The organism is Azospirillum baldaniorum (genome assembly GCF_003119195.2).
Classification (GTDB): Bacteria; Pseudomonadota; Alphaproteobacteria; order Azospirillales; family Azospirillaceae; genus Azospirillum; species Azospirillum baldaniorum.
In genome coordinates, this window is record NZ_CP022253.1 from 2,189,349 (window position 1) to 2,214,537 (window position 25,189).

24 protein-coding genes are annotated in these 25,189 nt (G+C 69.7%); 11 read left to right on the top strand and 13 right to left on the bottom strand.

All coding sequences use genetic code 11. From position 1 onward, the window contains the following. Positions 1 to 121: 121 nt before the first annotated feature. A complete protein-coding gene (locus Sp245p_RS10415) occupies positions 122 to 1,330 on the top strand; it encodes an NnrS family protein (RefSeq protein WP_014240046.1) in 1,209 nt (402 codons plus the stop codon). Here the strand turns inward: Sp245p_RS10415 and Sp245p_RS10420 are convergent. Beyond that, positions 1,282 to 2,040 (bottom strand): HAD family hydrolase, encoded by a 759-nt coding sequence (locus Sp245p_RS10420; protein ID WP_014240045.1) that lies wholly within the window; start codon positions 2,038 to 2,040, stop codon positions 1,282 to 1,284. The two genes, Sp245p_RS10415 and Sp245p_RS10420, sit on opposite strands and share 49 nt — an antisense overlap. A 168-nt stretch (positions 2,041 to 2,208) precedes the next feature. On the opposite strand from Sp245p_RS10420, the gene Sp245p_RS34865 reads away from it, so the two are divergent. Together Sp245p_RS34865 and Sp245p_RS10425 are read left to right on the top strand one after the other, a co-directional pair. Further along, complete coding sequence (locus Sp245p_RS34865; protein WP_158310393.1) at positions 2,209 to 2,349, top strand: hypothetical protein; 141 nt, start codon at positions 2,209 to 2,211, stop codon at positions 2,347 to 2,349. 166 nt (positions 2,350 to 2,515) lie between these two features. Beyond that, positions 2,516 to 3,397 (top strand): class I SAM-dependent methyltransferase, encoded by an 882-nt coding sequence (locus Sp245p_RS10425; protein WP_014240043.1) that lies wholly within the window; start codon positions 2,516 to 2,518, stop codon positions 3,395 to 3,397. Here Sp245p_RS10425 and Sp245p_RS10430 read toward each other — a convergent pair. The 6 genes from Sp245p_RS10430 to Sp245p_RS10455 form a co-directional block, all read right to left on the bottom strand. Then, positions 3,369 to 4,364: a threonine ammonia-lyase gene (locus tag Sp245p_RS10430; protein WP_014240042.1), complete on the bottom strand. Its 996-nt coding sequence runs from the start codon at positions 4,362 to 4,364 to the stop codon at positions 3,369 to 3,371. The genes Sp245p_RS10425 and Sp245p_RS10430 overlap by 29 nt on opposite strands. Before the next feature lie 3 nt (positions 4,365 to 4,367). Then, entirely contained in the window at positions 4,368 to 5,123 is a 756-nt protein-coding gene (locus Sp245p_RS10435; RefSeq protein ID WP_165359969.1) for an SDR family oxidoreductase, read from the bottom strand. A 6-nt stretch (positions 5,124 to 5,129) separates the two neighbouring features. Then, a complete protein-coding gene (locus tag Sp245p_RS10440) occupies positions 5,130 to 5,996 on the bottom strand; it encodes an NAD(P)-dependent oxidoreductase (RefSeq protein WP_014240040.1) in 867 nt (288 codons plus the stop codon). A gap of 111 nt (positions 5,997 to 6,107) precedes the next feature. Beyond that, positions 6,108 to 7,028: a hypothetical protein gene (locus tag Sp245p_RS10445; protein ID WP_014240039.1), complete on the bottom strand. Its 921-nt coding sequence runs from the start codon at positions 7,026 to 7,028 to the stop codon at positions 6,108 to 6,110. 92 nt (positions 7,029 to 7,120) lie between these two features. Continuing rightward, a complete protein-coding gene (locus Sp245p_RS10450) occupies positions 7,121 to 8,239 on the bottom strand; it encodes an NnrS family protein (protein WP_109138488.1) in 1,119 nt (372 codons plus the stop codon). Then, positions 8,236 to 8,613 (bottom strand): winged helix-turn-helix transcriptional regulator, encoded by a 378-nt coding sequence (locus Sp245p_RS10455; RefSeq protein ID WP_014240038.1) that lies wholly within the window; start codon positions 8,611 to 8,613, stop codon positions 8,236 to 8,238. The genes Sp245p_RS10450 and Sp245p_RS10455 overlap by 4 nt, the downstream gene beginning before the upstream one ends. A 131-nt stretch (positions 8,614 to 8,744) precedes the next feature. Here Sp245p_RS10455 and Sp245p_RS10460 point away from each other — a divergent pair, with 131 nt between their 5' ends. From Sp245p_RS10460 to Sp245p_RS10475, 4 genes are all read left to right on the top strand, one after another. Further along, complete coding sequence (locus Sp245p_RS10460) at positions 8,745 to 9,758, top strand: zinc-binding alcohol dehydrogenase family protein (RefSeq protein WP_014240037.1); 1,014 nt, start codon at positions 8,745 to 8,747, stop codon at positions 9,756 to 9,758. Positions 9,759 to 9,896: 138 nt separating this feature from the next. Beyond that, positions 9,897 to 10,316: a winged helix-turn-helix domain-containing protein gene (locus tag Sp245p_RS10465; RefSeq protein WP_014240036.1), complete on the top strand. Its 420-nt coding sequence runs from the start codon at positions 9,897 to 9,899 to the stop codon at positions 10,314 to 10,316. Positions 10,317 to 10,619: 303 nt separating this feature from the next. Continuing rightward, entirely contained in the window at positions 10,620 to 11,276 is a 657-nt protein-coding gene (rpe, locus tag Sp245p_RS10470) for a ribulose-phosphate 3-epimerase (protein ID WP_014240034.1), read from the top strand. 143 nt (positions 11,277 to 11,419) lie between these two features. Beyond that, a complete protein-coding gene (locus Sp245p_RS10475) occupies positions 11,420 to 11,677 on the top strand; it encodes a GlsB/YeaQ/YmgE family stress response membrane protein (RefSeq protein ID WP_014240033.1) in 258 nt (85 codons plus the stop codon). A gap of 95 nt (positions 11,678 to 11,772) precedes the next feature. Here Sp245p_RS10475 and Sp245p_RS10480 read toward each other — a convergent pair whose 3' ends face one another. From Sp245p_RS10480 to Sp245p_RS10490, 3 genes are all read right to left on the bottom strand, one after another. Further along, positions 11,773 to 12,552 carry a PhyR family response regulator anti-anti-sigma factor gene (locus Sp245p_RS10480; protein WP_041810992.1) on the bottom strand — a complete coding sequence of 260 codons (780 nt, stop codon included), beginning with the start codon at positions 12,550 to 12,552 and terminating at the stop codon, positions 11,773 to 11,775. Between the two features lie 194 nt (positions 12,553 to 12,746). Continuing rightward, entirely contained in the window at positions 12,747 to 13,148 is a 402-nt protein-coding gene (locus Sp245p_RS10485; protein ID WP_014240031.1) for a thermonuclease family protein, read from the bottom strand. Positions 13,149 to 13,275: 127 nt separating this feature from the next. Further along, the gene (locus Sp245p_RS10490) at positions 13,276 to 13,974 is read right to left on the bottom strand and encodes an SOS response-associated peptidase (RefSeq protein WP_014240030.1); all 699 of its coding nucleotides are present in this window, start codon (positions 13,972 to 13,974) and stop codon (positions 13,276 to 13,278) included. 140 nt (positions 13,975 to 14,114) lie between these two features. Between Sp245p_RS10490 and Sp245p_RS10495 the strand changes: the two genes are divergently transcribed. Together Sp245p_RS10495 and Sp245p_RS10500 are read left to right on the top strand one after the other, a co-directional pair. Then, positions 14,115 to 16,433, top strand: coding sequence for a xanthine dehydrogenase family protein molybdopterin-binding subunit (locus Sp245p_RS10495; protein WP_014240029.1), 2,319 nt, complete (start codon positions 14,115 to 14,117; stop codon positions 16,431 to 16,433). Between the two features lie 129 nt (positions 16,434 to 16,562). Beyond that, the gene (locus Sp245p_RS10500; RefSeq protein ID WP_014240028.1) at positions 16,563 to 17,351 is read left to right on the top strand and encodes an EAL domain-containing protein; all 789 of its coding nucleotides are present in this window, start codon (positions 16,563 to 16,565) and stop codon (positions 17,349 to 17,351) included. A gap of 5 nt (positions 17,352 to 17,356) precedes the next feature. Here Sp245p_RS10500 and Sp245p_RS10505 read toward each other — a convergent pair whose 3' ends face one another. Further along, positions 17,357 to 17,653 carry a hypothetical protein gene (locus Sp245p_RS10505; RefSeq protein ID WP_014240027.1) on the bottom strand — a complete coding sequence of 99 codons (297 nt, stop codon included), beginning with the start codon at positions 17,651 to 17,653 and terminating at the stop codon, positions 17,357 to 17,359. Positions 17,654 to 17,860: 207 nt separating this feature from the next. Further along, complete coding sequence (locus Sp245p_RS10510) at positions 17,861 to 21,208, bottom strand: maltotransferase domain-containing protein (RefSeq protein ID WP_014240026.1); 3,348 nt, start codon at positions 21,206 to 21,208, stop codon at positions 17,861 to 17,863. A 244-nt stretch (positions 21,209 to 21,452) separates the two neighbouring features. On the opposite strand from Sp245p_RS10510, the gene Sp245p_RS10515 reads away from it, so the two are divergent. Both Sp245p_RS10515 and ppk2 read left to right on the top strand, forming a co-directional pair. Then, positions 21,453 to 22,280, top strand: a complete 828-nt coding sequence (locus Sp245p_RS10515; protein WP_014240025.1) for a polyphosphate kinase 2 family protein — start codon at positions 21,453 to 21,455, stop codon at positions 22,278 to 22,280. Between the two features lie 116 nt (positions 22,281 to 22,396). After that, a complete protein-coding gene (gene ppk2 / locus Sp245p_RS10520; RefSeq protein WP_014240024.1) occupies positions 22,397 to 23,359 on the top strand; it encodes a polyphosphate kinase 2 in 963 nt (320 codons plus the stop codon). A gap of 22 nt (positions 23,360 to 23,381) precedes the next feature. Here ppk2 and Sp245p_RS10525 read toward each other — a convergent pair whose 3' ends face one another. Then, a complete protein-coding gene (locus Sp245p_RS10525; RefSeq protein WP_246119758.1) occupies positions 23,382 to 25,130 on the bottom strand; it encodes a chloride channel protein in 1,749 nt (582 codons plus the stop codon). Positions 25,131 to 25,189: the final 59 nt, after the last annotated feature.

Below are 25,189 nucleotides of genomic sequence, written 5' to 3' on the forward strand. Positions count from 1 at the left end.
TTTTCTCCAACGTGCCAGATTTTTGTTTGGAGGGTTTCTGTTTGACGGCGGTCAAAGAAGGGTGACCGCCCCCGGCGCAGTGTGGCGGCATGACCGATGCCTCAAACGCGCGGGGAACGCCATGACCAGTTCCGTTGCCGACCAGCCCGACCGCTCGCCGGTCCCCCTGATCTTCGCCTATGGGTTCCGGCCCTTCTTCCTGCTCTCCGGCCTTGCCGCACCCGTCCTGCTGGCCGCCTGGATCGCCGTGCTGGCGACCGGGTCCTGGCCGGACGGCGCCGTCCCGGCGGCCTCCTGGCACGCGCACGAGATGCTGTTCGCCTTCGTGGTCGCCGCGGTGGCCGGTTTCCTGCTGACCGCGGTGCCGAGTTGGACGGGCACCAAGGCGCTGTCCGGCCTGCCGCTCGCCGGCCTGACGGCGCTGTGGCTGGCCGGGCGGGTGGCGCTGCTGCCCGTCCTCGGCGTGCCGCTTCCGGTTGCGGCCATCCTCGACCTCGCCTTCCTGCCGGCGCTCGGCGTGGCGCTGGCCGGGCCGCTGGTGGCGGCGGGCAAGATCCGCAACACCGCCTTCCTCGCCCTGCTGGGCCTGCTGACCGCCGCCAACCTGCTGTTCCATCTGGACTGGCTGGGCGTGCTGTCCGGCGGCACCGCGCTGGGTGAGACGCTGGCCATCGGCGTCGTGCTGATGATGATCGCGGTGATCGGCGGGCGCATCGTCCCGGCCTTCACCCGCAACGCCCTGCGGCTGCGCGGGCTGGACGGCACCGTCGTCTCCCGCCCCTGGGTGGAGAAGGTGACGCTCGTCTCGACCCTGCTGATGATCCCCGCCGACCTCGCCCTGCCGGGCACCGCCGTCGCCGGTCTGCTGGCGCTCGTCGCGGCGCTCGCCCACACCCTGCGGCTGGCCGGTTGGCAGCCGGCGAAGACGCTCGACCAGCCGATCCTGTGGGTGCTGCATCTCGGCTACGCCTGGGTGCCGGCGGCGCTGACGCTGAAGGCCGCGCATCTGCTGGGGGCGGGCGTGGAAAGCTCCGCCTGGATCCATGCCCTGACCGCGGGGGCCTTCGCCACGATGATCGTGGCGGTGATGACGCGGGCCTCGCTCGGCCACACCGGGCGGATGCTGGTGGTGACCCGCCCGACCGTGGCCGCCTACATCCTTCTGACCGCCGCCGCCCTGCTGCGGGTGCTGGCCCCCGAGTTGCCGGGCGGCCTCTACTGGACCGCCCTGGAAGGGGCCGGCGCTGCCTGGATCGCGGCCTTCGCCTGCTACCTCTACGTCTACGCGCCTATCCTGCTTGCCCCGCGGGCCGACGGCCGCCCCGGCTGAGACCCACCGGGCTGCAAAAGGCCCATCGCGCGTGGGCTGCGTTTCCCGATGAGGCTGGTGGCGAAGCGGCGCTGGAGGTCTTCCGGATCACGGAAGATCTCCGCGCAGCCGGCCTTGCGCAGATCCTGCTCCGCAAAGCCGCCGCACAGAACCCCCACCACGGTCAGGCCCGCCCGCCCCGCCGCCTTGGCATCCCAGGGGCTGTCGCCGACCACCACCGCCTCCTCCGCCGGCAGGCCAAGCCTCTCCAACGCCGCCTCGAAGATGTCCGGGTGCGGTTTCGACCGCTCCGCGTCGTCGGACGAGGTCTCCACATCCACCAAGTCCGTGATCTCCGCCGCGCGCTTATAACACTCCAGCTCGTCCCCCTTGGCGGAGGAGGCGAGCGCGATGCGCAGCCCCTCGGCGTGGAGATGCTGGAACAGGCCGCGCACCCGGCGGAAGCCGCGGACCTTCGGCATGTATTTGCGGGCGAACAGCTCGTGCCGGAAATGGTCCAGCTCGTCCTCGATGCGGTCCAGATCCTTCTCCGGCACGAAGACCGGCATCAGTTGGTCGCCGCCCTTGCCGATCTGGGAACGCACCGCGTCGAACTCCGCGTGGTAGCCGAAATGCCGGATCGCCTCCACCCAGGCGTGGGCGTGCAGGTCCACCGAGTCGACCAGGGTGCCGTCCACGTCGAAAATGACGGCCTTCAGAACGCCGCTCATCGCCGCCTCCTCAGCATGCTGCATGCGTGTTTTTTGGGGGTATTCCTTCTCGAACAGGTGGCGCCGCCCGGCGTTCCTCGGGCCGGTGTGCGGTGCGATAGAATTTGTCACATGGACCCGTCATAGCTGTGATCCGTTCACCCCCTACACAGATTGGGAAGAACGGACATGCCCAAGACGTTGAAGAGCTACGCCGCCCTCTTCGGTCGCGCCCGCCACGCCGTGAAGCGCTTCGGCCGCCGCCGCGCCCGCCGCGTCCCGATGGAGCATCTCGACCTCGGCCTGTTTCAGAGCGACATCCGGCTCTAACGCCACCCTTTCGGATGACTCCCTATCAACCAGAGGCGCCTCCTTCACGCCGCGCGATCGCGCTCCGCCATAGGACTCCCCCTCCGTCCTAGGCGGGCAAGCTGAATGTTTCCGCCGGGACCGGCGCGCTATCGTCGCGCCGTCCATCCAGCGGAGCGCCAGCCCCATGACCGCCACTTTTGAAACCGCCAGCGTCGAGACCGCCAGCTTCGAAGATCGGTATTTCTCCGGCGCCGCCCTCTACGGCGACGACTTCGACGCGGCCCGGATCGCCGGCTGGTACGGTGTCGAGGCGCGGGACCCGGCGGAGGAGTTTGCGCGGACCGCGCCCGAGAGGCCCGGCTACCGCTACGAATACCACGCGCTGAACCACCGCCACGCCTTCCGCTTCCTGGCCGGACGGCGCTTCCGGCAGGCGCTGGCCTTCGGCTGCGCCGCGGGGGACGACGTGGCGCCGATCGCCGGGCAGGTGGACCGCTTCCTCGCCGTGGAACCCATCGAGCGTTTCTGGCGGACCGACATCGCCGGCACCCCCGCCGAGTACCGCCGTCCCACGCTGGGCGGGCGCATCGACTGCGCGGACGGGGCGAACGACCTGACCGTCTGCTTGCACACGCTGCACCACATCCCAAACGCCGGCGCCCTGCTGGCCGAATTCGCCCGCGTCACCGCCCCCGGCGGGCTGTTCATCCTGCGCGAGCCGATCAGCACAATGGGCGACTGGCGCCAGCCCCGCCGCGGCCTGACCGCCAACGAGCGCGGCTTCCCCGTGGCGTGGCTGGAGGAGCGTTTCGCCCGGTTGGGCTTCACGGTGCGGCAGCGCCGTTTCTGCTCCTTCCCGCTGACCGAGCGGCTGGGGCCGCTGATGGGCGTTTCCCTGCCCTACGGCAACCCGCTGCTGGTGCGGCTGGACGAGGCGGCCTGCGCGCTGACGCGGTGGAACATCGCCTACCACCGCGACTCGGTCCGCAAGAAGTTCGCCCCCGGCGCCGTTTATTACGTGCTGGAGCGCAACGCCGTCACGACGACAACGCCAAAGCGTCCGTAAAGGTCGCCGCGTCGACGTTGCCGCCGCTCAGCACCACGGCGACGGTGCGGCCCGCCGCCGGCAGCTTGCCCGTCAGCACGGCGGCCAGCCCGACCGCCCCGCCCGGCTCAACCACCAGCTTCAGCACGGTGAAGGCGTAGGCCATGGCGGCCTTCACCTCGGCGTCGGTGACGGCGAGGCTGCCGGACAGCAGGTCCTTCATCACCGGGAAGGTCAGGGCGCCCGGCGTCGGGGTCAGCAGCGCGTCGCAGATGGAGCGTTGCCCGGCGGCGTTCTCCACCCGCTCCCCGGCGGCCAGCGAGCGCGCCACGTCGTCGAAGCCCGCCGGCTCCGCCGCCCACAGGCGGGCGTCGGGGAAGCTGTGGCGGACCGCCGTCGCGACCCCGGACATCAGCCCGCCGCCGCTGCACGGCGCGATCACGTCGTCGGGAACCGCGCCGATGGCCTGCGCCTGCGCCGCGATCTCCAACCCGACCGTGCCCTGCCCGGCCATGATCTGCGGGTGGTCGTAGGGCGGCACGGTGGCCGCACCCCGCTCCTCCGCAATGGCCGTGGCGATGGCTTCGCGGCTTTCGGTCCAGCGGTCGTAGAGCACGACCTCGGCGCCGTAGCCGCGGGTGTTGGCGATCTTCAGGGCCGGCGCGTCGCTGGGCATGACGATGACCGCGGGCATGCCGAGCAGCGCCGCTGCTGCGGCGACGCCCTGGGCGTGGTTGCCCGACGACCAGGCGACCACCCCGCCCCGGCGCTCCTCCGGCGTCAGTTGGGAGAGCCGGTTGAAGGCGCCGCGGAACTTGAAGGAGCCGCTGCGCTGCAGGACCTCCGGCTTCAGCAGGACGCGCCCGCCGACCCGCTCGTTCAGCAGGGCGTTCTCCAGCAGCGGCGTGCGCACGGCGAAGCCGTCCAGCCGCGCCGCGGCCTCCACGATGTCCTGGTGGCCGATGGCAAAGGAATTCGACGCGGGCATGGCTCAGCGGCCTCCGGAGACGTTGAGAAGGGCGCCGGTCACGTAGGACGCGGCGTCGGACAGCAGCCACAGCACCGTTTCGGCGACCTCGTCCGCCGTCCCGGCGCGCCCGGCGGGCGGGATCAAGGCGGGGTTGTCGAGCCGGTTGCCGATGCCGGGGATGATCTGGATGTCGGTGTCGATCAGGCCGGGCCGCACGCAGTTCACGCGGATGCCCTCCTTCGCCACCTCGCGGGCGAGGCCGACGGTCAGGCTGTCCACCGCGCCCTTGCTGGCCGCGTAGCCCACATACTCGTTGGGCGAGCCCAGCACGGCGGCGATGGAGCCGACATTGACGATGCTTCCCCCCTTCCCGCCGTGGCGGGTGGACATGCGGCGCACCGCCTCCCGCGCGCACAAGACCGCGCCGGTCACGTTGATGTCCAGCATACGGCGCAGGTCGTCCGGCGCGGCCTCGTCGAGCCGTCCGTAGGGGCCGATGATGCCGGCGTTGTTGACCAGCCCGGCGACGGGGCCGAAGCGGTCCACTGCCGCGTCGAACAGGGCGCGGATGTCATCCTCATGCGCCACGTCGCCCCGCACCGCCTGGGCCTGCCCGCCGGCCTCGCGGATCGCCGCCAGCGTGGCCTCGGCCGCCGCCGCGTTGCCAATGTAGGAGAAAGTGACGGCGTAGCCGCGTTGCGCGGCCATGCGGGCGACCGCCGCCCCGATGCCCCGGCTGCCCCCGGTGACAACCAGGGAGTTGTGTGTCGATGACATGATCCGTCAGCCCTCCTGCGGATTGCCGGCCAGCCGGTCGAAGACCCGGGCGAGCGCGCCGTCGCCCTCGCGCCCCAGCCCGACCGCGGCGGCCATGGTGAAGAGTTGCAGGGCGGAGGCGGCCAGCGGAGTCGGCACGGTCAGCCGCCGCGCGGCGTCCATTACGTTGCCCAGGTCCGCCCCGACGATGCCCAGCGGCCGTTGCGACGGGATGTGGAAGGGACCGGCGGCGAGGATCTCGGCCAGCCGCTGCGGATCGACCCCGGCGCGGACTCCGAAGGCCGTGGCCTCAGCCACCGCGGCGGCGTGGATGCCGGTCAGCATCTGCTCCACCGCCTTCACGGCGGAGCCCTGCCCGTGCTCGGTGCCGACGCGGTGCAGCGTGCCCGACGCGGCGGCGATCAGATCGGCCGCCCGCGCGAAGGCGTCCTCGGGGCCGGAGGCCATCACCACCATGCGCCCCTCCGCCGCCCGCACCGGGCCGCCGCCGACCGGCGCGTCGAGCATCAGCAGGTCCCGCTCGGCGAGGCGGCGGCCGATGGCAGCAGCCATATCCGGCGGGACGCTGGTGGAGAGGACGACCACGCCGCCCTTCGGCAAAGTGCCGGCCACGCCCTCGGCGCCGAACAGCACCTCCTCAGCCTGCTCCGCCGTGGCGACCAGGACGATGACGCGGTCCACCCGGCGCCCGACGTCGGCGGGCGATCCCGCGGCCTCCCCGCCATGGGTGACGAGGCTCATGCATTTGGCGGCGTCGAGGTCGCAGCCGACGACCCGGAAGCCGGCACGGAGCAGCGACAGCGCCACCCCCATGCCCATGGAGCCGAGCCCGACGACGCCCGCGCTGCGGACCGGTTCCAACGCGTCGCTCATGATCCCCCCTTGCGGGTTTGCCCGCCTCTCATGGCCCTCGGTGGAGGCCGTTGCCCAGGAGTGTCGGGGGTTGGGGCGGGAACCGTCAAGCCGTTGCGCAAGGCTTGGCGGTCAGCCGACCTGGGCGTGCGGAGCCGCCAAGTGCGCGATGCCCTCCAGATAGCGCCCCCCGTCGTAGATCAGCCCCAGCGGCTGGTAGCGCTCCAGCTTGTCCGTGCCGGTCAGGTGCAGCAGATCGATCGGCGTGTGGGGGTAGACGGGCGAGCGCCACAGCCCGTCCGCGCCGCGCACCGGCACGGCCATGCTGCACATCCAGTTGGCCGTCGCCGGCAGCAGCAGCGTGTTCCTCACTTGGAACATCACGATGTTGAGGACGATCTGCTCGCACAGGAAGTGGAAGGTGGTCCGCGTCGCGTCGCGCAGGCTGTCCCGGAACAGGTCCCAATGGGGCGCGTCGTGGGGAAGCCCGTAGAAGCCCAGATTGTAATAGGGCAGCGAACCGGCCAGCGCGGCGACCTCCTCCCCGAAGAAGCGCGTGATGAGCTTGGCGCGCTCCGCCACGGACTGGGCGTTGGCGGTGTGTGACGCCAGGAAGGGATAGGCCGCATCGGCCTCGGGGACGATCACGGCGTGCCCGCCGCGCACGCCCGCGACGGCGGCGTCCAGCGCGGCGGAATTCTGAACCCAGATGTCGGCGTCCAGATGCAGGTAGCATTGGAAACCGGGGAAGTAGTCGCGCAGGAACGGGCGGCAGAGCATCGCCTTCCAGAAGGGGATCTGCCGGTCGAGCTGCGCCACGAGCTGCAGGTGCGGCCAGACCACCAGATCGTCCCGCACCGGCGCGATGCGGTCGCAGAGCGGCGCCACATGATCGCGCTGCGCGGCGGTCAGCCCGACATCGATCAGGCAGACCCGATAGCGCCGGCGGTCCAGCGGGCGCAGCGACAGCAGAAGCCCGACCAGAAGCTCGAACACGCCACGGTCGGCGCAGATCACGACAGCGGTCTCGGCCTCGAACGGCAAGGTTTCCATGGAACGCGCCGATCTCAGTTGCACCCGGCGCACCATAGCGATGGCGCTGCGCGAAGACCAGGATCAGAGCGCCAAAAATCAGGGCGCCGAAGTCACGCCCTGATCCGCTTCGGCACGCGCAACAGCACCCACAACACCAGAAGATGCGCCGCCATCCAGGCCAGCGCCGCCGCAGGCATCAGCAGGTCCGGCGCCGTGCTGGCCGCGGCGACGCGCAGCGCGGCGGACAGCCCGACCAGAGCGATGGCGGCGGTGGCGGGCCGGGAGAAATCCGGCGGCAGAGCCTCCCGCTGCAGGGTTGCGCGCACCATCATGGAGGCGGCCAGCGTGCCCAGCGCACCCGCCCCGATGACGTGCCAGCCCGCCCCGCCGGTCAGCGGAGCCAGCCGCTCCACCCCCAGGAACAGCCAACCGAGCCCGAGCCAGCCGTAACCCAGATGCAGGCTCCACAGGTCCGGGCGCTTCAGCACGGCGACCGTCCGCCAGCGCGCCAGACGTGCCCAGGCGGTCACCCCGGCCAGCGCGGCGCCCGCCGCCCCGATCCAGGCCAGCGGGCCGGTCGTCACCCCGGCGGCCACGGTCAGGGCGGCCAGCACCGCCCCGGCGACACCCGCCCATTCCAGGCGCGGCTGCACCCGCTCGACCAGCGTCCCGCCCTGCCTGCGGACTTCTCCCGCCGTGGCCGACGGGATGATTCGCCCGCCCATCACCAGCATCAGGATGCCGACGAGATGCAGCGCGAACAAAGCGCCCGTCCGTCCGCCGTCGCCGCCCCACCAGACCAGCGCCTCGGCCAGCGCGAAGGCGCCGATCACCGGGCCGAACAGCTTGTTGTGGCCGCTCTTGGCGGCGCGCAGGAAGGGCACGCCGGCCACCACGAACAGCGCCACCGGATAGGCCAGCGCCAGCGGTGCCGCGATCTCCGGCGGAAGCCCGGCCAGCACCGCCAGCCGCCCGGCCAGCCACGCGGCGAAGGCGACGGTCAGCGCCATCCCGGACGGTCGCGTCAGCAGAAAGCCGCCGACCACCGCCAGCGCGTAGCCCATCAGCATCTCGTGGGCGTGCAGCGCCGGGGTCCAGCCGATGCCGAGCCAACCGAAATAACCGGCCACCCACAGCGGCACGCTGAGCGCCCCATAGAGCGCGGCGGCGGGGAAGAACAGGCGGTGCCCCCACGGACGCTGCGGGGGCGGCGGAACGAAGGCGCTCATGCGGCGATGACAGCAGAAGCGGTGGCAGAAGCGGCGGCGGCGGGGCGCAGATGCTCCTCGCCCCAGGCCTTCAGCGCCAGGATGATCGGCTCCAGACTCCGCCCGCGCGGCGACAGGCTGTATTCGACACGCGGCGGCACCTCCGCATAGACGGTGCGGACCAGCAGCCCGTCCGCCTCCAGTTCGCGGAGCTGGGTGGTCAGCATGCGCTGGGTGACGTTCGGCACGCGGCGGCGGATCTCGTTGAAGCGCAGCGTGCCGTCCAGCAGATGGTAGAGGATCAGCCCCTTCCACTTCCCGCCGATGAGGGCGAGCACGCCCTCCACCGGGCAGCCCGGCGAGCAGTCCAGGTTGGCGTGGGGAACGCGGGCCATGACGGTATCCTTTTCGACACTATGTGCGTTTCATGTGCATTCTTGCGCCCCGGTGCTGCAAGGCGCAAGTCTGTCGGCAGAGCACACCACGCCGCAACAAGCACCCAACAACAAGCAAAGGACTTCAGGCCATGCGCGCCGTCGCCTTCACCCAATCCCTGCCCATCGACGCCCCCGACGCCCTCATCGACGTCGAGCGTCCCCGCCCCGAGCCCCAGGGCCGCGACCTGCTGGTCGAGATCAAGGCCGTCTCGGTCAATCCCGTGGACACCAAGGTCCGCCGCAACATGCCGCCCGCACCGGGCGCCATGAAGGTGCTGGGCTGGGACGCCGCCGGTGTCGTGGTCGCCGCCGGGCCGCAGGCCACGCTGTTCAAGCCGGGCGACGCCGTCTTCTACGCCGGGGCCATCGACCGCGACGGCACCAACGCCGAGTTCCATCTGGTGGACGAGCGCATCGTCGGGCCGAAGCCGGCCAGCCTCGACTTCGCCCAGGCCGCGGCACTGCCCCTGACCAGCATCACCGCGTGGGAAGCCATGTTCGACCGGCTGGACGTGCGGCGCCCGGTGCCGGGGGCGGCGAACGCCATCCTGATCGTCGGCGGGGCCGGCGGCGTCGGCTCCATCGCCATCCAACTCGCCCGGCAGCTGACCGACCTGACGGTCATCGCCACCGCGTCCCGCAAGGAGACGCAGGCTTGGTGCCGGGACCTGGGCGCCCATCACGTCATCGACCACCGCAAGCCGCTGGCCGCCCAGGTGGAGACGCTGGGCATCGGCGCCCCGGCCTTCGTCTTCTCGACCAACGACACCGGCGCCCACCTGCCGGAGATCGCCGCCCTGATCGCCCCGCAGGGCCGCGTCGCGCTGATCGACGATCCGGCGGGGCTGGACGTCATGGTGCTGAAGCGCAAGAGCGTGTCGCTGCATTGGGAGTTCATGTTCACCCGGCCCGTGTTCGGCACCGCCGACATCGACGCCCAGCACGCGTTGCTCAGCGAGGTGTCGCGCCTCGTCGACGCCGGCACCGTCCGCACGACGCTGGCCGAGACGTTCGGCACCATCAACGCCGCCAACCTGACGCGCGCCCACGCCCTGCTCGAAAGCGGGCGGGCCAAGGGCAAGATCGTGCTGGCCGGCTTCTGATCCGCGCCTTGCCTTTTGGGCGGGGGACGGTCAGTCTCCCGTCCCAAGGGAGCGGAGCGGAGAAGCGGAAATGGCCGGGGTGAAGTGGCTCGGATGCCGGAAGCGGGCCGGCGAGACCGGTGCGTCTTGGGCGGCGCCATGACCCGCCTGCGCATCCGCATCGACTTCGACACCGGCGGCTCGGTCGGGCCGGGCAAGATCATGCTGCTGGAGCGGATCCGGGAGACCGGTTCCATCTCCGCCGCGGCGCGGACCCTGGACATGTCCTACCGCCGCGCCTGGCTGCTGGTCGACGACCTCAACCGCATCTTTGCCGAGCCGGTGGTTTCCGCCGCGGTGGGCGGCAAGCACGGCGGCGGAACCGCGCTGACCGCCTTCGGCGAACGGGTGATCGAGCATTACCGCGCGGTCGAGCGCGACGCCTTCGCCGCCACCACCCCGCGGCTGGAGGCGCTGGAGGGGATGCTCAACGCCGGGTACGGCACGGGAAGCGACCCGGCGGACGATGGGAGCTTCTCCGGCGATCCCGGGCTGAAGCCCGGCTGCAAGCCGGCCTGACGGTTCTTCCGGAACGGCGGAGCGATCGCCGTTGATTCCCCCTCTCCCGCCCCAGGAGAGGATGGCGCTGAAAGCGCCGGGTGAGGGCCGCACAAGGATCAAGGCACCGATTCTCGACGGCACCCTCACCTTTCCCACGCTTTGCGTGGGTCCCTTCCCTCTCCCGGGGCGGGAGAGGGACCATCAAGCGGCTTGGCCCTGAACGGAACGGCGAGAGGGGTTGGGGCGGCGGGGGAGCCGTGGTATGGGAAGGCGGATTTTCCACCGCCCTTTCCCGCATCGCTCACGCCAAGGATTTCCGCCATGCGCCCGGTCAAGATCGCCCCGTCCATCCTCTCCGCCGATTTCGCCCGGCTGGGCGAGGAAGTGCGCGCCATCGATGCTGCGGGCGCCGACTACATCCACATCGACGTGATGGACGGCCATTTCGTCCCCAACATCACCATCGGCCCGGCGGTGGTGAAGGCGCTGCGCCCGCACACGGCGAAGCCCTTCGACGTGCATCTGATGATCGCCCCGGTGGACCCCTACATCGCCGCCTTCGCGGACGCCGGCGCCGACATCATCACCGTCCATGCGGAGGCCGGCGCGCACGTCCATCGCACCATCCAGCTCATCAAGTCGCTGGGCAAGAAGGCCGGCCTGTCGCTGAACCCGGCCACCCCGCTGGAGGCCGTCGATTATCTGCTGGAAGACCTCGATCTGGTTCTGGTCATGACGGTCAACCCGGGCTTCGGCGGGCAGAGCTTCATCGCCAACCAGCTTCCCAAGATCCATGAGCTGCGCCGCCGCATCGACGCGCTGGGCAAGCCCATCGACCTCCAGGTCGATGGCGGAATCAACGGCGAGACCGCCCGCATCGCCATCGAGGCGGGCGCCGACGTTCTGGTCGCCGGAACCGCCACCTTCACCGGCGGGCCGGACCGCTACGCCGCCAACATGCGCGCCCTGCGGAGCTGATCTCCGGCCCTGCCCTCTCCCTCCCGGCCATGCTCCAGGTGGGTTTATCCGCAAGAGGGTCCTCCTTCGGGCAGAACCAAACGCCGTTCTGGGCGTTATGGCTGCGTGGGATCGAGGACATCGATACTGGAGGGAGAGAGGTTATGGGTATTCTGTGGACGATCATCATCGGCTTCCTGGCCGGCATCGTCGCCAAGTTCCTGATGCCGGGCCGTGATCCGGGCGGCTTCATCATCACCACGCTGCTCGGCATCGCGGGTGCCTTCGTCGCCACTTATCTGGGCGAGGCCGTTGGCTGGTACCGGGCGGGCGAAGGGGCCGGCTTCATCGGCGCCATCGTCGGCGCCATCATCATCCTGGCCATCTACCGCATGATCGCCGGGCGCCGGACCACCGTCTGAGACAGCGGCACACCACACCGCACACGCAAAGGGCGGCCCGACGGGGCCGCCCTTTCGCTTTTCCATCCGGACCGCAGATCACCGGACCACAGTCGTTACGCCAGGGCCACCGGGCTCGGCATGAAGACCGCGCGCGAGATCGCCGCCTGGATCGCCTCGTTGGTGAAGGGCTTGCGGACAATCTGGCCGAGATGGCGGGCGTCCGCCTCCTCCAGGTCGCCGTCGAAGGCCGTGACAAAAATGGTCCGCATGGCGCGCTTCTGGCGCAGCCGGCGGGCGACCTCGACCCCGCTGCCGCCATCGGCCAGCCGGACGTCGAGCAGGGCCAGCGTCGGCTTCTCGGCCTCCAGCAGTTCCAGGGCCTCCTGCTCGTTGTTGGCGGTCCCGCAGACGACATGGCCCATGTCTGTGACCAGCGAGCCGATCTCCATCGCCAGGATCGGGTTGTCCTCGACCACCAGCACCCGCTGGGTCAGCGCGTTGCGCACCTTGTCGCGGGCGATGGTCAGCCGGTCCTGGCCCTCCGGCGCGGGGATCTGCAGCACCTGGGCGGCTTCGGGAACCGTCAGCCCCTCCAGCGTGATCAGCAGATACATGCGCCGCTCGCCTTCCGGCAGGGACGCCAGCGCCCGTTCGATGGGGTGCGGCGACGGGGTCGGCAGCCCGCCCCCGTCCTCGTCGAACAGCAGATTCAGCAGGGCGTAGAGCGGTACCCGCGCCCCGGCTTCCAGCCCGAAACGGGACGGGGCCATCACGGCGACCTCGACGCAGCGCGTCACGAGATCGTCACCGCGTTCGGTCGCTCCAGTCAGCGCGCGCGCGTAGCGGCGCAGGTAGGGGAGATGATCGTAAAGCTGGCGTGCGTAGACTCGCATGACCCGTTCTTCCGCGCCGGTGGGTGGGTCCGTCCGGCCTTCGGCACCGAAGGGCGCTGGCCGGTCGGCTTGATTCATAACTTGTTAACACTCTGAAACACTATCACGCCCCCCAAGGAGGGCGAACCGAAAAAAAGGCCGAGTCCCCCTTCCCCCGTTGGCAGAGGCCACATGGCCGAGCCGCATCGCTGGGCCTACCGCGCCTGCTCCCGCTGCTGGCGCGACCGCCACTGCCAGGGCTTCTCCACCTGCCCCGCCCACAGGCCCAGCCGGCGGCTCTGCGCGAAGGCCTCGCTGGAGGCGTAGGCCGGCGACAGGCTGCGGTAGGCGAAGGCCCAGCCGCGCGCCACCATGGCCGCCCCCAGATCGACGCCGAGCACCCGGCATTCGCCCAATTGCTGGCCATTGCGGTCGCGTTCGGCGATGGTGCAGGTCACCTCCTGGTCCTTGATCAGGCTGGCCAGCACCGCGGTGGCGATGCGGAAGCAGTCCAGCTCATGCCCGTAACGGTTCCGGCATTTCTGCCCGACGTCCGGGGCGTCGATCCCCATCAGGCGAACCGGCGTGCCCTTGATGGACAAGGTATCGCCCTCCATGGCGACACCCTGTCCTTTTAACGTTTCATTGGGGGTGTTGGCGACCTTGCCTTTGGTCGTCCCTCCCTGGGCATACGCCGTTCCGGTTGAACACAGGACGAGAAGCGCCACCAAAGGAGCGAGCCACTCAGAACAAGGTCGGCGCGTCATCGGGCGGTGCATCGTCCAAGGGAGCCGCGCACGCCTCGTCGTCGTTGCGCACGTTGTTGACGCGCGGTCCCACCGGGTGGGCCTCCAGCAGCGCGTCGGGTGCCGGCTTCAGCAGCCCTTCCAGCACCGGCAGCGGGGCGGCGGGGTCCAGCCACAGGTCCCAATTCGTCTCGTCGAGGATCACCGGCATGCGCTCGTGCAGCGGCTTCAGCACCGCGTTCGCCGTGGTGGTGACGATGGTCAGCGTCTCCAGGGGCTCCGCAGGGGCCGGGCCGCCCTTCGGGCCGTTCCAGCGCTCCCACAGGCCGGCGAAGGCGAAGGGCGCGCGGTCGCGGCGGCGGATGGCGTAGCCCTGCTTGCGCTTGCCCTCCGCCTTCCACTCATAGAATCCGTCCACGGGAACCAGGCAGCGCCGCTTGCGGAACGCCTCCCGGAAGGACGGCTTCTCGGCCAGCGTCTCCCCACGCGCGTTGATCAGCCGCGCCCCGATGGACGGCTCGTCCGCCCAGAAGGGCACAAGGCCCCAGCGCAGGCTGACCAGATGGCGCCCATCCTCCTCCCGCCGCACGGCGGGCACCGGCTGGGTGGGGGCCACGTTCCAGCGGGGCTGGAGGTTCGGCAGTTCGGGGAAGCCGAACAGCCGCTGAACCTCCGCGGCCGGCGTGGCGAGTATCATGCGTCCGCACATGGCCTAAGAATAGGTGGCCCGGCGCCCCCACGCCACCGCCGGCTTATGCCCAACCGAGGGTTTTCGCCGGCCAAGGCTCCGCCTATCTTCTCCGGGTGTCTCTCCACGCGATAGGAAAGCCCCGCCCCATGATGAAGTTCGGCATCGGCCAGCCGGTCCCCCGCACCGAAGACGCGCGCCTGCTGACCGGCGGCGGGCGCTACACCGACGACGTGTCGCTTCCCGGCCAGACCCACGCGGTCTTCGTGCGCTCCCCCCACGCCCACGCCGACATCCGCGGCATCGACGCGGCGGAGGCGGCGGCGCAGCCGGGGGTGCTCGGCGTCTTCACCGTCGCCGACCTGGAGGCGGACGGCGTCCAGCCGATCCCCTGCGCCGCAGCGCTGACCCAACGCGACGGCTCCCCCTACGTCGCCCCGCCCCGCCCGGCGCTGGCCAAGGGACGCGTGCGCCACGTCGGCGATCCGGTCGCCGTGGTGGTGGCCGAAACGCTGGACGCCGCCCGCGACGCGGCGGAGCTGGTGATGGTCGATTACGACGACCGGCCCGCCATCGCCGGCACGGCCGAGGCGCTGGAGGCGGGCCGACCGCAGGTGTGGGACGAGGCGCCGGGCAACCTCTGCTTCGACTGGGAACAGGGCGAGGAGGCGGCGGTGGAGTCGGCGATTGCCAAGGCCGCCCGCGTGGTGGAGTTGGAGATCGTCAACAACCGCGTCGTCGCCAACCCGATGGAGGGCCGTGCCTGCCTCGCCGCGGTGGAGGCGGAGACCGGGCGGCTGGTCATTTACGTCACCAGCCAGGGCGTGCATGGGCTACGCAAGCAGTTCGCCCAGCTCTTCGGCCTGCCGGAGGAGAAATTCCGCGTCATCACCACCGACGTCGGCGGCGGCTTCGGCATGAAGCTGTTCAACTACCCGGAATACATGGTCTGCCTGTTCGCCGCGCGCCGCCTGAACCGGCCGGTGAAATGGGCGGCGGAGCGGACCGAGGGCTTCCTCAGCGACGACCACGGGCGCGACCATGTCAGCCGCGCCCGGCTGGCGCTGGACGGCGACGGGCGCTTCCTCGGGCTGCGGGTGGACACCGTCGCCAACCTGGGGGCCTACCTGTCGAACTATGGCCCCTTCATCCCGACCGACGCCGGGTCGGCGATGCTTGTCGGCTCCTACACCACCCCGGCGGTCTATGTGCGGGTGAAGGGCGTCTTCACCAACACCCAGCCGGTGGACGCCTACCGCGGCGCCGGCCGGCCGGAGGCGGCCTATCTGCTGGAGCGGCTGATCGACCATGCCGGGCGCGTCACCGGCCTCGGCCCGGCGGAGATCCGGCGGCGCAACTTCATCCCGCCCGCCGCCATGCCCTACGCCACGCCAATGGGCCAGACCTACGACACCGGCGAGTTCGAGCAGAATCTGCGCGACGGGCTGGAGCTGTCCGACCACGCCGGCCTGCCCGCCCGCAAGGCGGCGGCGAAGGCGCGCGGGAAGCTGCGCGGGGCCGGGATCGCCACTTACATCGAGGCCTGCGCGGGCGGCGGCGCGGAGCAGGCGACGGTGCAGGTCAACGGCGACGGGCGCATCATCCTGATGATCGGCACCCAGACCAACGGCCAGGGCCACGAGACCGCCTACAAGCAGATCATCGCCGACCGGCTGGGCGTCCCGCCGGAGGATGTTGAGGTGATCCAGGGCGACACCGACCGCGTGTCCTGGGGAGCCGGCACCGGCGGTTCCCGCTCCGTCCCGGTGGGCGGGGCGGCGCTGGCCGAGGGTGCCGCGCGCGTGGTGACCAAGGCGACCGAGGTCGCCGCCGACCTGCTGGAGACCGCCGCAGTGGACGTCGAGTTCGTCGAGGGCCGTTTCAGCGTCGTCGGCACCGACCGCAGCGTCTCCTTCAAGGAGGTGGCCGCCAAAGCCGCCGCGCAAGGTCCCATCGCCTTCACCGAGGTCGCCCGTTGGACCCCACCGGCCAACACCTTCCCCAACGGCTGCCATATCGCGGAGGTCGAGGTCGATCCCGACACCGGGGTGGTCGAGGTCGTCGGCTACACCGTCGTGGACGATTTCGGCACGGTGGTGAACCCCTTGCTGGTCATGGGACAGGTCCATGGCGGCGTCGCCCAGGGCATCGGGCAGGCGCTCCAGGAGCGGGTGGTGTTCGACCCGGACAGCGGCCAGCTGCTCAGCGGCTCCTTCATGGACTACCAGATGCCGCGCGCGGTGGACGTGCCGGACATCCGCATCAAGCTGAACTGCGTGCCCAGCACCACCAACGCGCTGGGCATGAAGGGCGCCGGCGAGGCCGGAGCCATCGGGGCTCCGCCCGCGGTCATCAATGCCCTGGTGGACGCGCTGTCGGACTATGGAATCGAGCACATCGACATGCCGGCGACCCCGCTGTCCGTATGGACCGCGATCCAGACGCGTAGTAAAGCCGCTGCGGAATGATGAAGAACGGAGTAACGACGTCATAGGCCCTATTTCCAGACCCGATGTCACAGCTTGCATCGAATAAATTTGAGACAATATACGTGTTATAATGAATTAACATAGAATCACCCCACGAAAGAAACGGGCATGACGGCGGAGCGGATCAAGGGCGGCGGGTGCGGCGGGCAGTGCACCGAGGGATTGGGGTTCGACTTCACCATGGCCTTCCAGCCGATCGTCGATGTCGGCGGCGGCGGACGGCCGTGGGCGCACGAGGCGCTGGTGCGCGGCCTCGACGGCCAGGGGGCCGGCTGGGTGCTGGGCCAGGTGACCGAGGCCAACCGCTACGCCTTCGACCAGGCCTGTCGGGTCAAGGCCATCGAGCTGGCCGCCAGCCTCGGCATGGGCCAGCAGCCTGACACCCGGCTGTCGATCAACTTCCTGCCCAACGCCGTCTATCAGCCCGAAGCCTGCATCCGCGCCACGCTCGCCGCCGCCAAGCGCACCGGCTTCCCGCCGGAGCGCATCATCTTCGAGGTGACGGAGAACGAGCGGGTCGTCGACGGCGCCCATCTGAAGTCGATCTTCACCGAATACAAGCGCCAGGGCTTCCACACCGCCATCGACGATTTCGGATCGGGCTATTCCGGCCTGAACCTGCTCGCCGAGTTCCAGCCGGACATCATCAAGCTGGACATGGAACTGACCCGCTCCATCGACACCGACCGCGCCCGCCGCAGCATCGTCAGCGCCATCCTCACCGTGTGCCGCGACCTCGGCATCACCCCGGTGGCCGAGGGCATCGAAACGCCCGGCGAGGCGAAGGCGCTGCGCGATCTGGGGATCACGCTGATGCAGGGCTATCTGTTCGCCCGTCCGGCGGTGGAAACGCTGGTGGCGACGCCCGCCATGGACTTCGAATTGGCGGTGGCCTGAGCGGACTACAGCATCCGCGGGCGGCGCACCGTCCGCGGCCGGGGGGCGGCGTAACGGCCCCTTTGCTCGGTCGCGAGGGTCAGCGCCTCGTGCGCGATCAGGCGGCGGTAGTCACCGTCGACCCGCGAGAACATGGCGAAGGCGAATTTGACCGCGTCGGGGGTGGGGCTGGTGGCGGCCTCGCGGAGCGCGTTGCGCAGCATGCGCAGTTCCAGCACGCCTTTGACGCAAATGCGCTCGACCGCCTGAGCCAGGATGTCGATCGAACACAGGGACGCCTCGTCATCGAGTCGGTACTGCACCCGTCCCCGCCAGGAAGAACCGTCACGGACCGGCGCGGTTCTAACTTGGGCTGGGCGGGAATGCCAGCGTTTCGGTGGGGTGGTGGGGTGGGGAGTGGTTGCTACGAGCCCCCCTCCCGACCTCCCCCCGCTGCGCAGGGGGAGGAGTTAAGCCCTCCCCTGCAAAGCGGGGGAGGGTTTGGGTGGGGGCCCTACGCTCCCCCCTTCTCACCGCCCCGGCGGGCGGATGCGCCAGATCGCCGCCGGGTTCTGCTGCGGGTCCAGCCAGACGTGCTGGAACTTGCCGATCCAGGTGAAGCGCTGGCCGGTGAACAGATCCTCCACCTGGACATGCGCGCCGTCGTCCAGCCCCAGTTCCCACAACGGAACTTCGATGGTGCCGCCATGGCCGTTGTGCGGGTCGAGGTTCACCGCGATCAGGATCACGTTGTCCTTGCTCTCCGTCATCTTGCCGTAGAGCAGGATGTTGTCGTCATAGGCGTTGTAGAACTTCAGGTTCGTGAACTTATGAAGCGCCGGGTTCTCCGCACGGATCCTGTTCAGCCGCGTAACGTAATCGACGATGTTGCCGGGCTTGTTCCAATCCCAGTGCCGGATCTCGTATTTTTCGGAGTGGTTGTACTCCTCCTTGCCCGGATAGGGGTCGGCCTCGCAGACGAAATACGGGGCATAGAGGCCGTAGACACCCGACAAGGTCCCGGCCAGCACGGCACGCATCATGTGGGCGGGCCGCCCGCCATGGACCAGGATCGGCGGCAGGATGTCCGGCGTGTTGGCGAAGAAGTTGGGCTGCATGTAGTCCTTGGACTCGCCCTGGGTCAGCTCCGTCAGATACTCGGTCAGCTCCGCCTTGGTGTTGCGCCACGTGAAGTAGCTGTAGGACTGGGTGAAGCCGATCTTCGCCAGCCGCCGCATCAGCTTGGGCCGGGTGAAGGCCTCAGCCAGGAACAGCGCGTCGGGGAAGCGGTCCTGCACCTCGCGGATCATCCATTCCCAGAAGGGGAAGGGCTTGGTGTGCGGGTTGTCGACGCGGAAGATGCGCACCCCCTCGTCGCACCAGAACAGCACCACGTCGCGCAGCGCGTACCACAGGTCCGGGTAGGATTCGCGGTAGAAGCTGACGTTGACGATGTCCTGGTACTTCTTCGGCGGGTTCTCGGCGTAGCGGATCGTGCCGTCGGGGCGCCAGTAGAACCACTGCGGGTGCGATTTGATCCAGGGATGGTCGGGGGAGCACTGGACGGCGAAATCGAGCGCGATCTCGATGCCGTGCCGCCGCGCCTCCTTGACCAGCCGGCGGAAGCCCTCGAAATCGCCGATCATCGGGTCGATGTCGGCGTGCCCGCCCTCCGAGGCACCGATGGCGTAGGGCACGCCGGGATCGTTCGGGCCGGGGTTCAGCGTGTTGTTGCGCCCCTTGCGGAAGCTGCGACCGATCGGGTGGATCGGCGGAAAATACAGCACGTCGAAGCCCATGCCCCGGATGAAGGGCAGCATGGTCGACACGTCGTCGAAGGTGCCGGGCCGCGACGGGTCCGGCGAGGCCGAGCGCGGGAAGATCTCGAACCACGCGGAGTAGCGGGCCGCGGTGCGGTCCACATAGACCTCCAGGTCGCAGCCGTAGCGGGACAGATACTGCCGCTCGCCATACGTCGCCATGGCTTGGCGCGGTTCGTCCGACAGGGCGTAGGCGGTCAGCTCCGCTCCCTGGAGGCTGTTCATCCGCTCGACCACCCGCTCCAGCGCGGCGCGGCCCTCCCCCTCATTCAGCCCGACCGCGTGCTCGACGAAGCGTCGGCCCTCGATCAGCTCCAGCCCGACGTCCAGCCCGGCGTCGTTCTTCTTCTTGAAGTCGGCGCGCCAGCTCTCCCACACGTCGCGCCACGCCAGGATGCTGTACTGGTAGCGCGTGTTGCGGGTCAGCGGCAGCTTGCCCATCCAGCGGTCGTTGTCGACGAAGGTCATGGGCACCTCGCGCCATTCCTCCTCGTCGACCGGGCGGTAGGTCACGGCGGCGCCCAGGACGAAGGTGCCGTCGGTGTAGATGTCGGCCCACACCTCCATCACGTCGCCGACCACCCGCTTGACCGGGAAGCGCCCGCCGTCAAGCTCGGGATAGACGTTCTCGATGGTGACGCGGCGGGAGGCCAGCTCGTCCATCCAGGCGCGGGTGGCGGAGTCGTGCTCCGCTCCGCGCTCGCCCAGATGGTTCAGCTCGATGGGGCGGCTCTGCGCCGGTCGGGCGCGGAAGACGCGCATCTCCAGCGGGCGCAGGCGCAGGTCGCGGCCCGGCTCGAAGGGCAGCGGTGCCGCCTCCGGGGTCACGTCCTCGAAGTCGGCGAAGCCGCCGCCGGTGCTGGCCAGCAGCGGGCCGGGGTCGATGGCGTGCGGCTGGTTCTCGTCGGGGTTGATGAGCAGGACGGAGCACCCCTCCCCGCTCCCGTTGGCCCAGCCGCTGGTCTCGCGGATCAGCCCGATCACCGGGTTGTGGGGCGAGGTCACGCGGCGTTGCGGCCCTTCGACGTTCAGCGCCGGGCTCTCGGCCTTCATGGCGTTGACCGCGCCGATGAAGCCGGTCAGGTCCAGCTTCGGCTGCTCCCAATCGTCCGGCGTCGTGTTCACCACGTCGAGCTTGCGCGTGAAGCCGTATTCGAACCCCACCGGCATCATTACGCCGGTCGAGAAGGAGGCGGCGAACAGGTAGTGCATCTTCAACTGGGCGGCCAGCCGCTCGGTGTCCTGGCTGCCGACCTCCGCCGCCAGACGGTCGGTGTCGTGGCTTTCCGGAAAGGCGATCGACGGAGCGATCCAGCGGAACTCGTCGTACTGGTCGAGCAGCCAGTCGGACTTGAAGTCCCACCATTTGGCGCTGTTGAACAGGAAGTCGAAGCCCGCGCCGCAGAGGTCGCGCACCTGTTCCACCGTGCAGCCCAGCGTCTCGGCGAAGAACTTGACCTGCGGGTCAACCTCGCGGGAGCGCTCGATCAGCGTCTTCCACACCTCCGCCGGGATCTGGTAGGCGGCGTCGCAGCGGAAGCCCTTCACCCCGAGCCCGATGTAATGGCGCAGGTACCGCGTCCAATAGTCGGTCAGCCCCGCCCGGACCTCCGCCCGCTCGTAGTCGAGCATGGCGAGGTCGCCCCAGATGGTCACCCGCGACGGGTCCACCGGGTCGACGGCGCGCGGGCTGTAGAGGTCGCCGTTGGCGTCGCGCCGGTACCAGTCCGGATGCTCGCCGACCAGGATCGCGTCCTTGGCGGTGTGGTTGATGACGAGGTCGAGCATCACCGACTGGCCGTGCCGCCCCGCCTCGGCGATGAAGCCGCGCAGCAGCTCGTCCGGATGCTCCGGTGCGCCGCCCTGGATGCGGTCGTGCAGCCGGTAGTAGTCCTTCACGGCGTAGAGGCTGCCGGAAAAGCCCGGATAATGGATCGGGTTCAGGAACAGCCAGTCGAAGCCCATGCCCTGGATGCGGGGCAGATGCCCGGCCCAGTCGCGCATCGGGCCGACGAGCGTGGGAAACAGGTTGTAGATGCGCGGTCCGGCGGTGGCCATCGGGGAATTCCTCCTGGTCGGCAGCGGCACGCCAGCCGGTCGCCGCTGGTTGACAAGCGTGGCGCCTCCCGTGGATCGTCCAGAAGACCGTCACCGGCCGAAGGACCATCACCGGAAGGACCATCGCGAGGTTGCAACGCGCGCCCTGCGGGGCGCACGCGCTCAACCCCTGCGAAGCGCGAAGGTTCCGAAACCTGACACTTGGGCCAGAACACTTGGGCCAGACATTTCGAAAGGTGCGTGCATGGGCAACGGAAACGGCAAGATCCGTCTCGACAAGCTCGATATGACGGCGGAAGGCATCGGCAGCAAGGACGACTACGAACGCCGCCTCGCCAAACTCCAGAAGGACCTGCTGCACATCCAGCAGACCTATTGGCACGAGAAGCGCCGGGCCATCCTGGTGTTCGAGGGCTGGGACGCCGCCGGCAAGGGCGGCTGCATCCGCCGCCTGACCGAGCCGCTCGACCCCCGCGGCTTCCACGTCTGGCCGATCGGCGCCCCGGCGGCGGACGAGCAGGGCAAGCACTACCTCTACCGCTTCTGGACCAAGCTGCCCGCCCCCGGCACCTTCGCCATCTTCGACCGCTCCTGGTACGGCCGCGTGCTGGTGGAGCGGGTGGAGGGCTTCGCCGAGAAGGAGCAGTGGAAGCGCGCCTACGACGAGATCAACCAGTTCGAAAAGATGCTGACCGACGACGGGGTCCGCATCATCAAGATCTTCATGCACATCACGCCGGACGAGCAGCTCAACCGCTTCCGCGAGCGGCTGAGCAACCCCTACAAGCGCTGGAAGCTGACCGAGGAGGATTTGCGCAACCGCGCCCGCTGGGACGACTACAGCAAGGCCATCGAGGCGATGTTCGAGAAGACCTCGACCGAGGCGGCACCCTGGCAGGTCGTCCCCGCCAACTCCAAATGGCACGCCCGCCTGAAGGTGATGGAGATCGTGACCGAGGCGCTGAGCCGCGGCGTCAACGTCGCGCCGCCGCCCATCGACCTGACCGTCGCCCGGATCGCCGCGGAGGTGCTTGGCGTCCATCTGACCTTCGACGCGAAGGAGAAGGACTGACCGCCGGTGCCCTTAGCCTCGGTCACTTCGTCGCGGTGGGCGTGCGGGCGGTTGCCTGACGCGCCGGCATCTCCTAGCGTTGGTTCGCGGGTAAAACAATAAGCAGGGTGCGTTCGATGGACGAGGTCAAGACGGGTGCCGAGGCCGGGGCGGAGGACAAGCCGCGGAAGAAGCGCAAGGCGCTGAAGCTGAAGGACCTCGGACTCGGGGTGCCGGCCACCGGCGGCGAGGTGCTGCGCGACGCCAAGGAGGTCGCGGCCATCGAATCCCACTGGCGCGACCTCGGTGGCGGCAAGGCGGCGAAGGGCGGCAAGAAGGTCAAGTACATCGACGAACTGGCCCGGCTGCAGTTCGAGCTGATCAAGCTGCAGGAATGGGTGCGGGTCAACGGCCTGAAGGTCTGCGTGCTGTTCGAGGGGCGCGACGCCGCCGGCAAGGGCGGCGTCATCAAACGCATCACCGAGAGCCTCAACCCCCGCGTCTGCCGGATCGTGGCGCTCGGCACGCCGACCGAGAAGGAGCGCGGGCAATGGTACTTCCAGCGCTACGTGGCGCAGCTTCCCGCCAAGGGTGAAATCGTCCTGTTCGACCGCAGCTGGTACAACCGCGCCGGCGTCGAGCATGTCATGGGCTTCTGCACCGACGCGGAGTACCAGGAGTTCCTGCGCGCCTGCCCCCTGTTCGAGGAGATGCTGGTCCAGTCGGGCATCATCCTGATCAAGTATTGGTTCTCGGTCAGCGACGAGGAGCAGGAGAAGCGCTTCACCGAGCGGATGCGCAATCCAATCAAGCGCTGGAAGCTCAGCCCGATGGACCTCGAATCACGCAAGCACTGGGTCGAGTATTCCAAGGCCAAGGACGCCATGCTGGAGCACACCGACAAGAAGCTGACGCCCTGGTACATCGTCGACGCCGACGACAAGAAGAAGGCGCGGCTGAACTGCGTCCACCATTTGCTGCAGCAGATCCCCTACCAGGACATCGCCCCGGTCGAGCTGGATCTGCCGCCGCGGCAGAGCGACGACGGCTACAAGCGGCCGAAGAAGTCGAAGCAGAACTGGGTGCCGGAGGTCTACTGACCACCGCCCCAAGGGACAGCGGTCAGTCCCGCCCGTAGAGGCTGCGTTCGCCCAGCTCCTCGCCGCGCTGCCGCTCCAGCTCCTGGCTGTAGCGGCGCAGGGCATAAGCCTCGGTGACGTAGCCGACGATCCGGCGGTCGGTGGGCGACGTCACGACCGGCAAGGCCTCCACCTCGGCGCTGCAGAAGCGCTGGAGCACGCTGCGCACGTCGTCGCTCGGCCGCAGGAAGTCATCGGCGTGCTTGGCCAGTTCGCCGACCGGCGTCTTCGCGTCCTCGTCGCCGAGCGACGGGTCGTGCACGGCGCCCATGTCGATGATGCCGGCGTAGGACCCGTCCGGCTCCACCGCGAAGACGGTCTTGGCGGCGCCCAGCGGGTGCAGGCGGCGCAGCGTGTCCAGGGTCTGGGTGGTCAGGATCGTCTTCACGTCGCCGCGCATCAGCCGCATCGCCGTCAGCTCCGATACCCAGCCGACGTCGTAGGCGCCGCGGATCGGCACGCCACGCAGGTGGAAGCGCCACGTCGCGAAGGAATAGCCGAAAGCCTGCCGGACCACGGTGGTCGACACCACCACGCCGATAAGTACGCCGGACGCCGCCCAGAAATCCTGCGTCGCCTCCAACACCAGAAGCACCATGGTGACCGGCGCGCCGATGATGCCAGCGGCGACCGCCCCCATGCCGGCCAGCACCAGCAGCATCCGGTCGAGCCCCAGCCCCGGCACCAGCAACTCGACCACCCCATAGGCCAGCCCGCCGAACAGCCCGCCGAGAAGCAGCGAGGCGCTGAACAGCCCGCCGCGGAAGCCCGAGCCGAGCGACAGGGCCGACGCGACGATCTTGGCGACCAGCAGGATCGCCATGGCCTCCAGCCCACGGGCGAGCTGCGACGGATCGGCGCCGGGTCCGGCCCCCAGCACCTGCGGCACCACCAGGGCCAATGCTCCCAGAGCGAGCCCGCCCAGCGCCGGGCGCGCCCAGACGGGGATGGGCAGCGCGCGGAAGCCGCGCTCGGCCACCGTCACCGCCTGCATGGCGAGGATGCTGAGCCAGCCCGCCAGGAAGCCGAGGACCCCGCAGGCCACATAGTCCCAGCCCTCCACCGCCACCGGGCGGCCGAAGAACAGGACCGGGGACGGGTCGGTCAGCCAGTGGGCCACCGCCACCGCGGCGACCGAGGCCGCCCCGATCGGGGCCAGCGTGGCGATGGTGTAGCCGCCCATGACCAGCTCGAAGGCGTAGAAGGCGCCGGCCAGCGGCGCGCCATAGGCGGCGGAGATGGCCGCCGCGGCCCCGCAACCGACCAGCGTGCGGAGGTCCGCCCGCCGCAGACGGAGCTTCTGCCCGAGCGTCGAGGCGATGCCCGACCCCGCCTGGGTGTAGGCCGCCTCCATCCCCACCGACGCGCCGGAGCCGTTGGACAGCAGGGTCGCCAGGGTCAGGCGCAGGCTGTCGATCAGGGACATCTTCCCGCCGTAGAGCGCGTTCGCCTCGACCGGGTCGACGATGTCGTTGGAGCGCCAGCGCCGCACCAGCTTCACCATCACGCCGAGCAGCAGGCCGCCAACGGCCGGGACCAGCAGGGTCCGCCAGGGGTCGGACAGCGCGGCCTCACCAAGATCCTGCCCATGGGCGACCGAAAAGACGAAGGACTGCGTCCAGACCACGGCCTCGTGCAGCATGGCGACGGCCAGCCCGACCCCGGCGCCGATGGCCCCGGCGAGCATCAGCACGCCCAGGACGCTGTCGCGCAGGCTCCGCCGTGTCAGCACCCTGAGGAACCGCCGGCCGGGGTTTCGTGCTCTGGTCAGGGCGCCCGCCGCATCCCCTG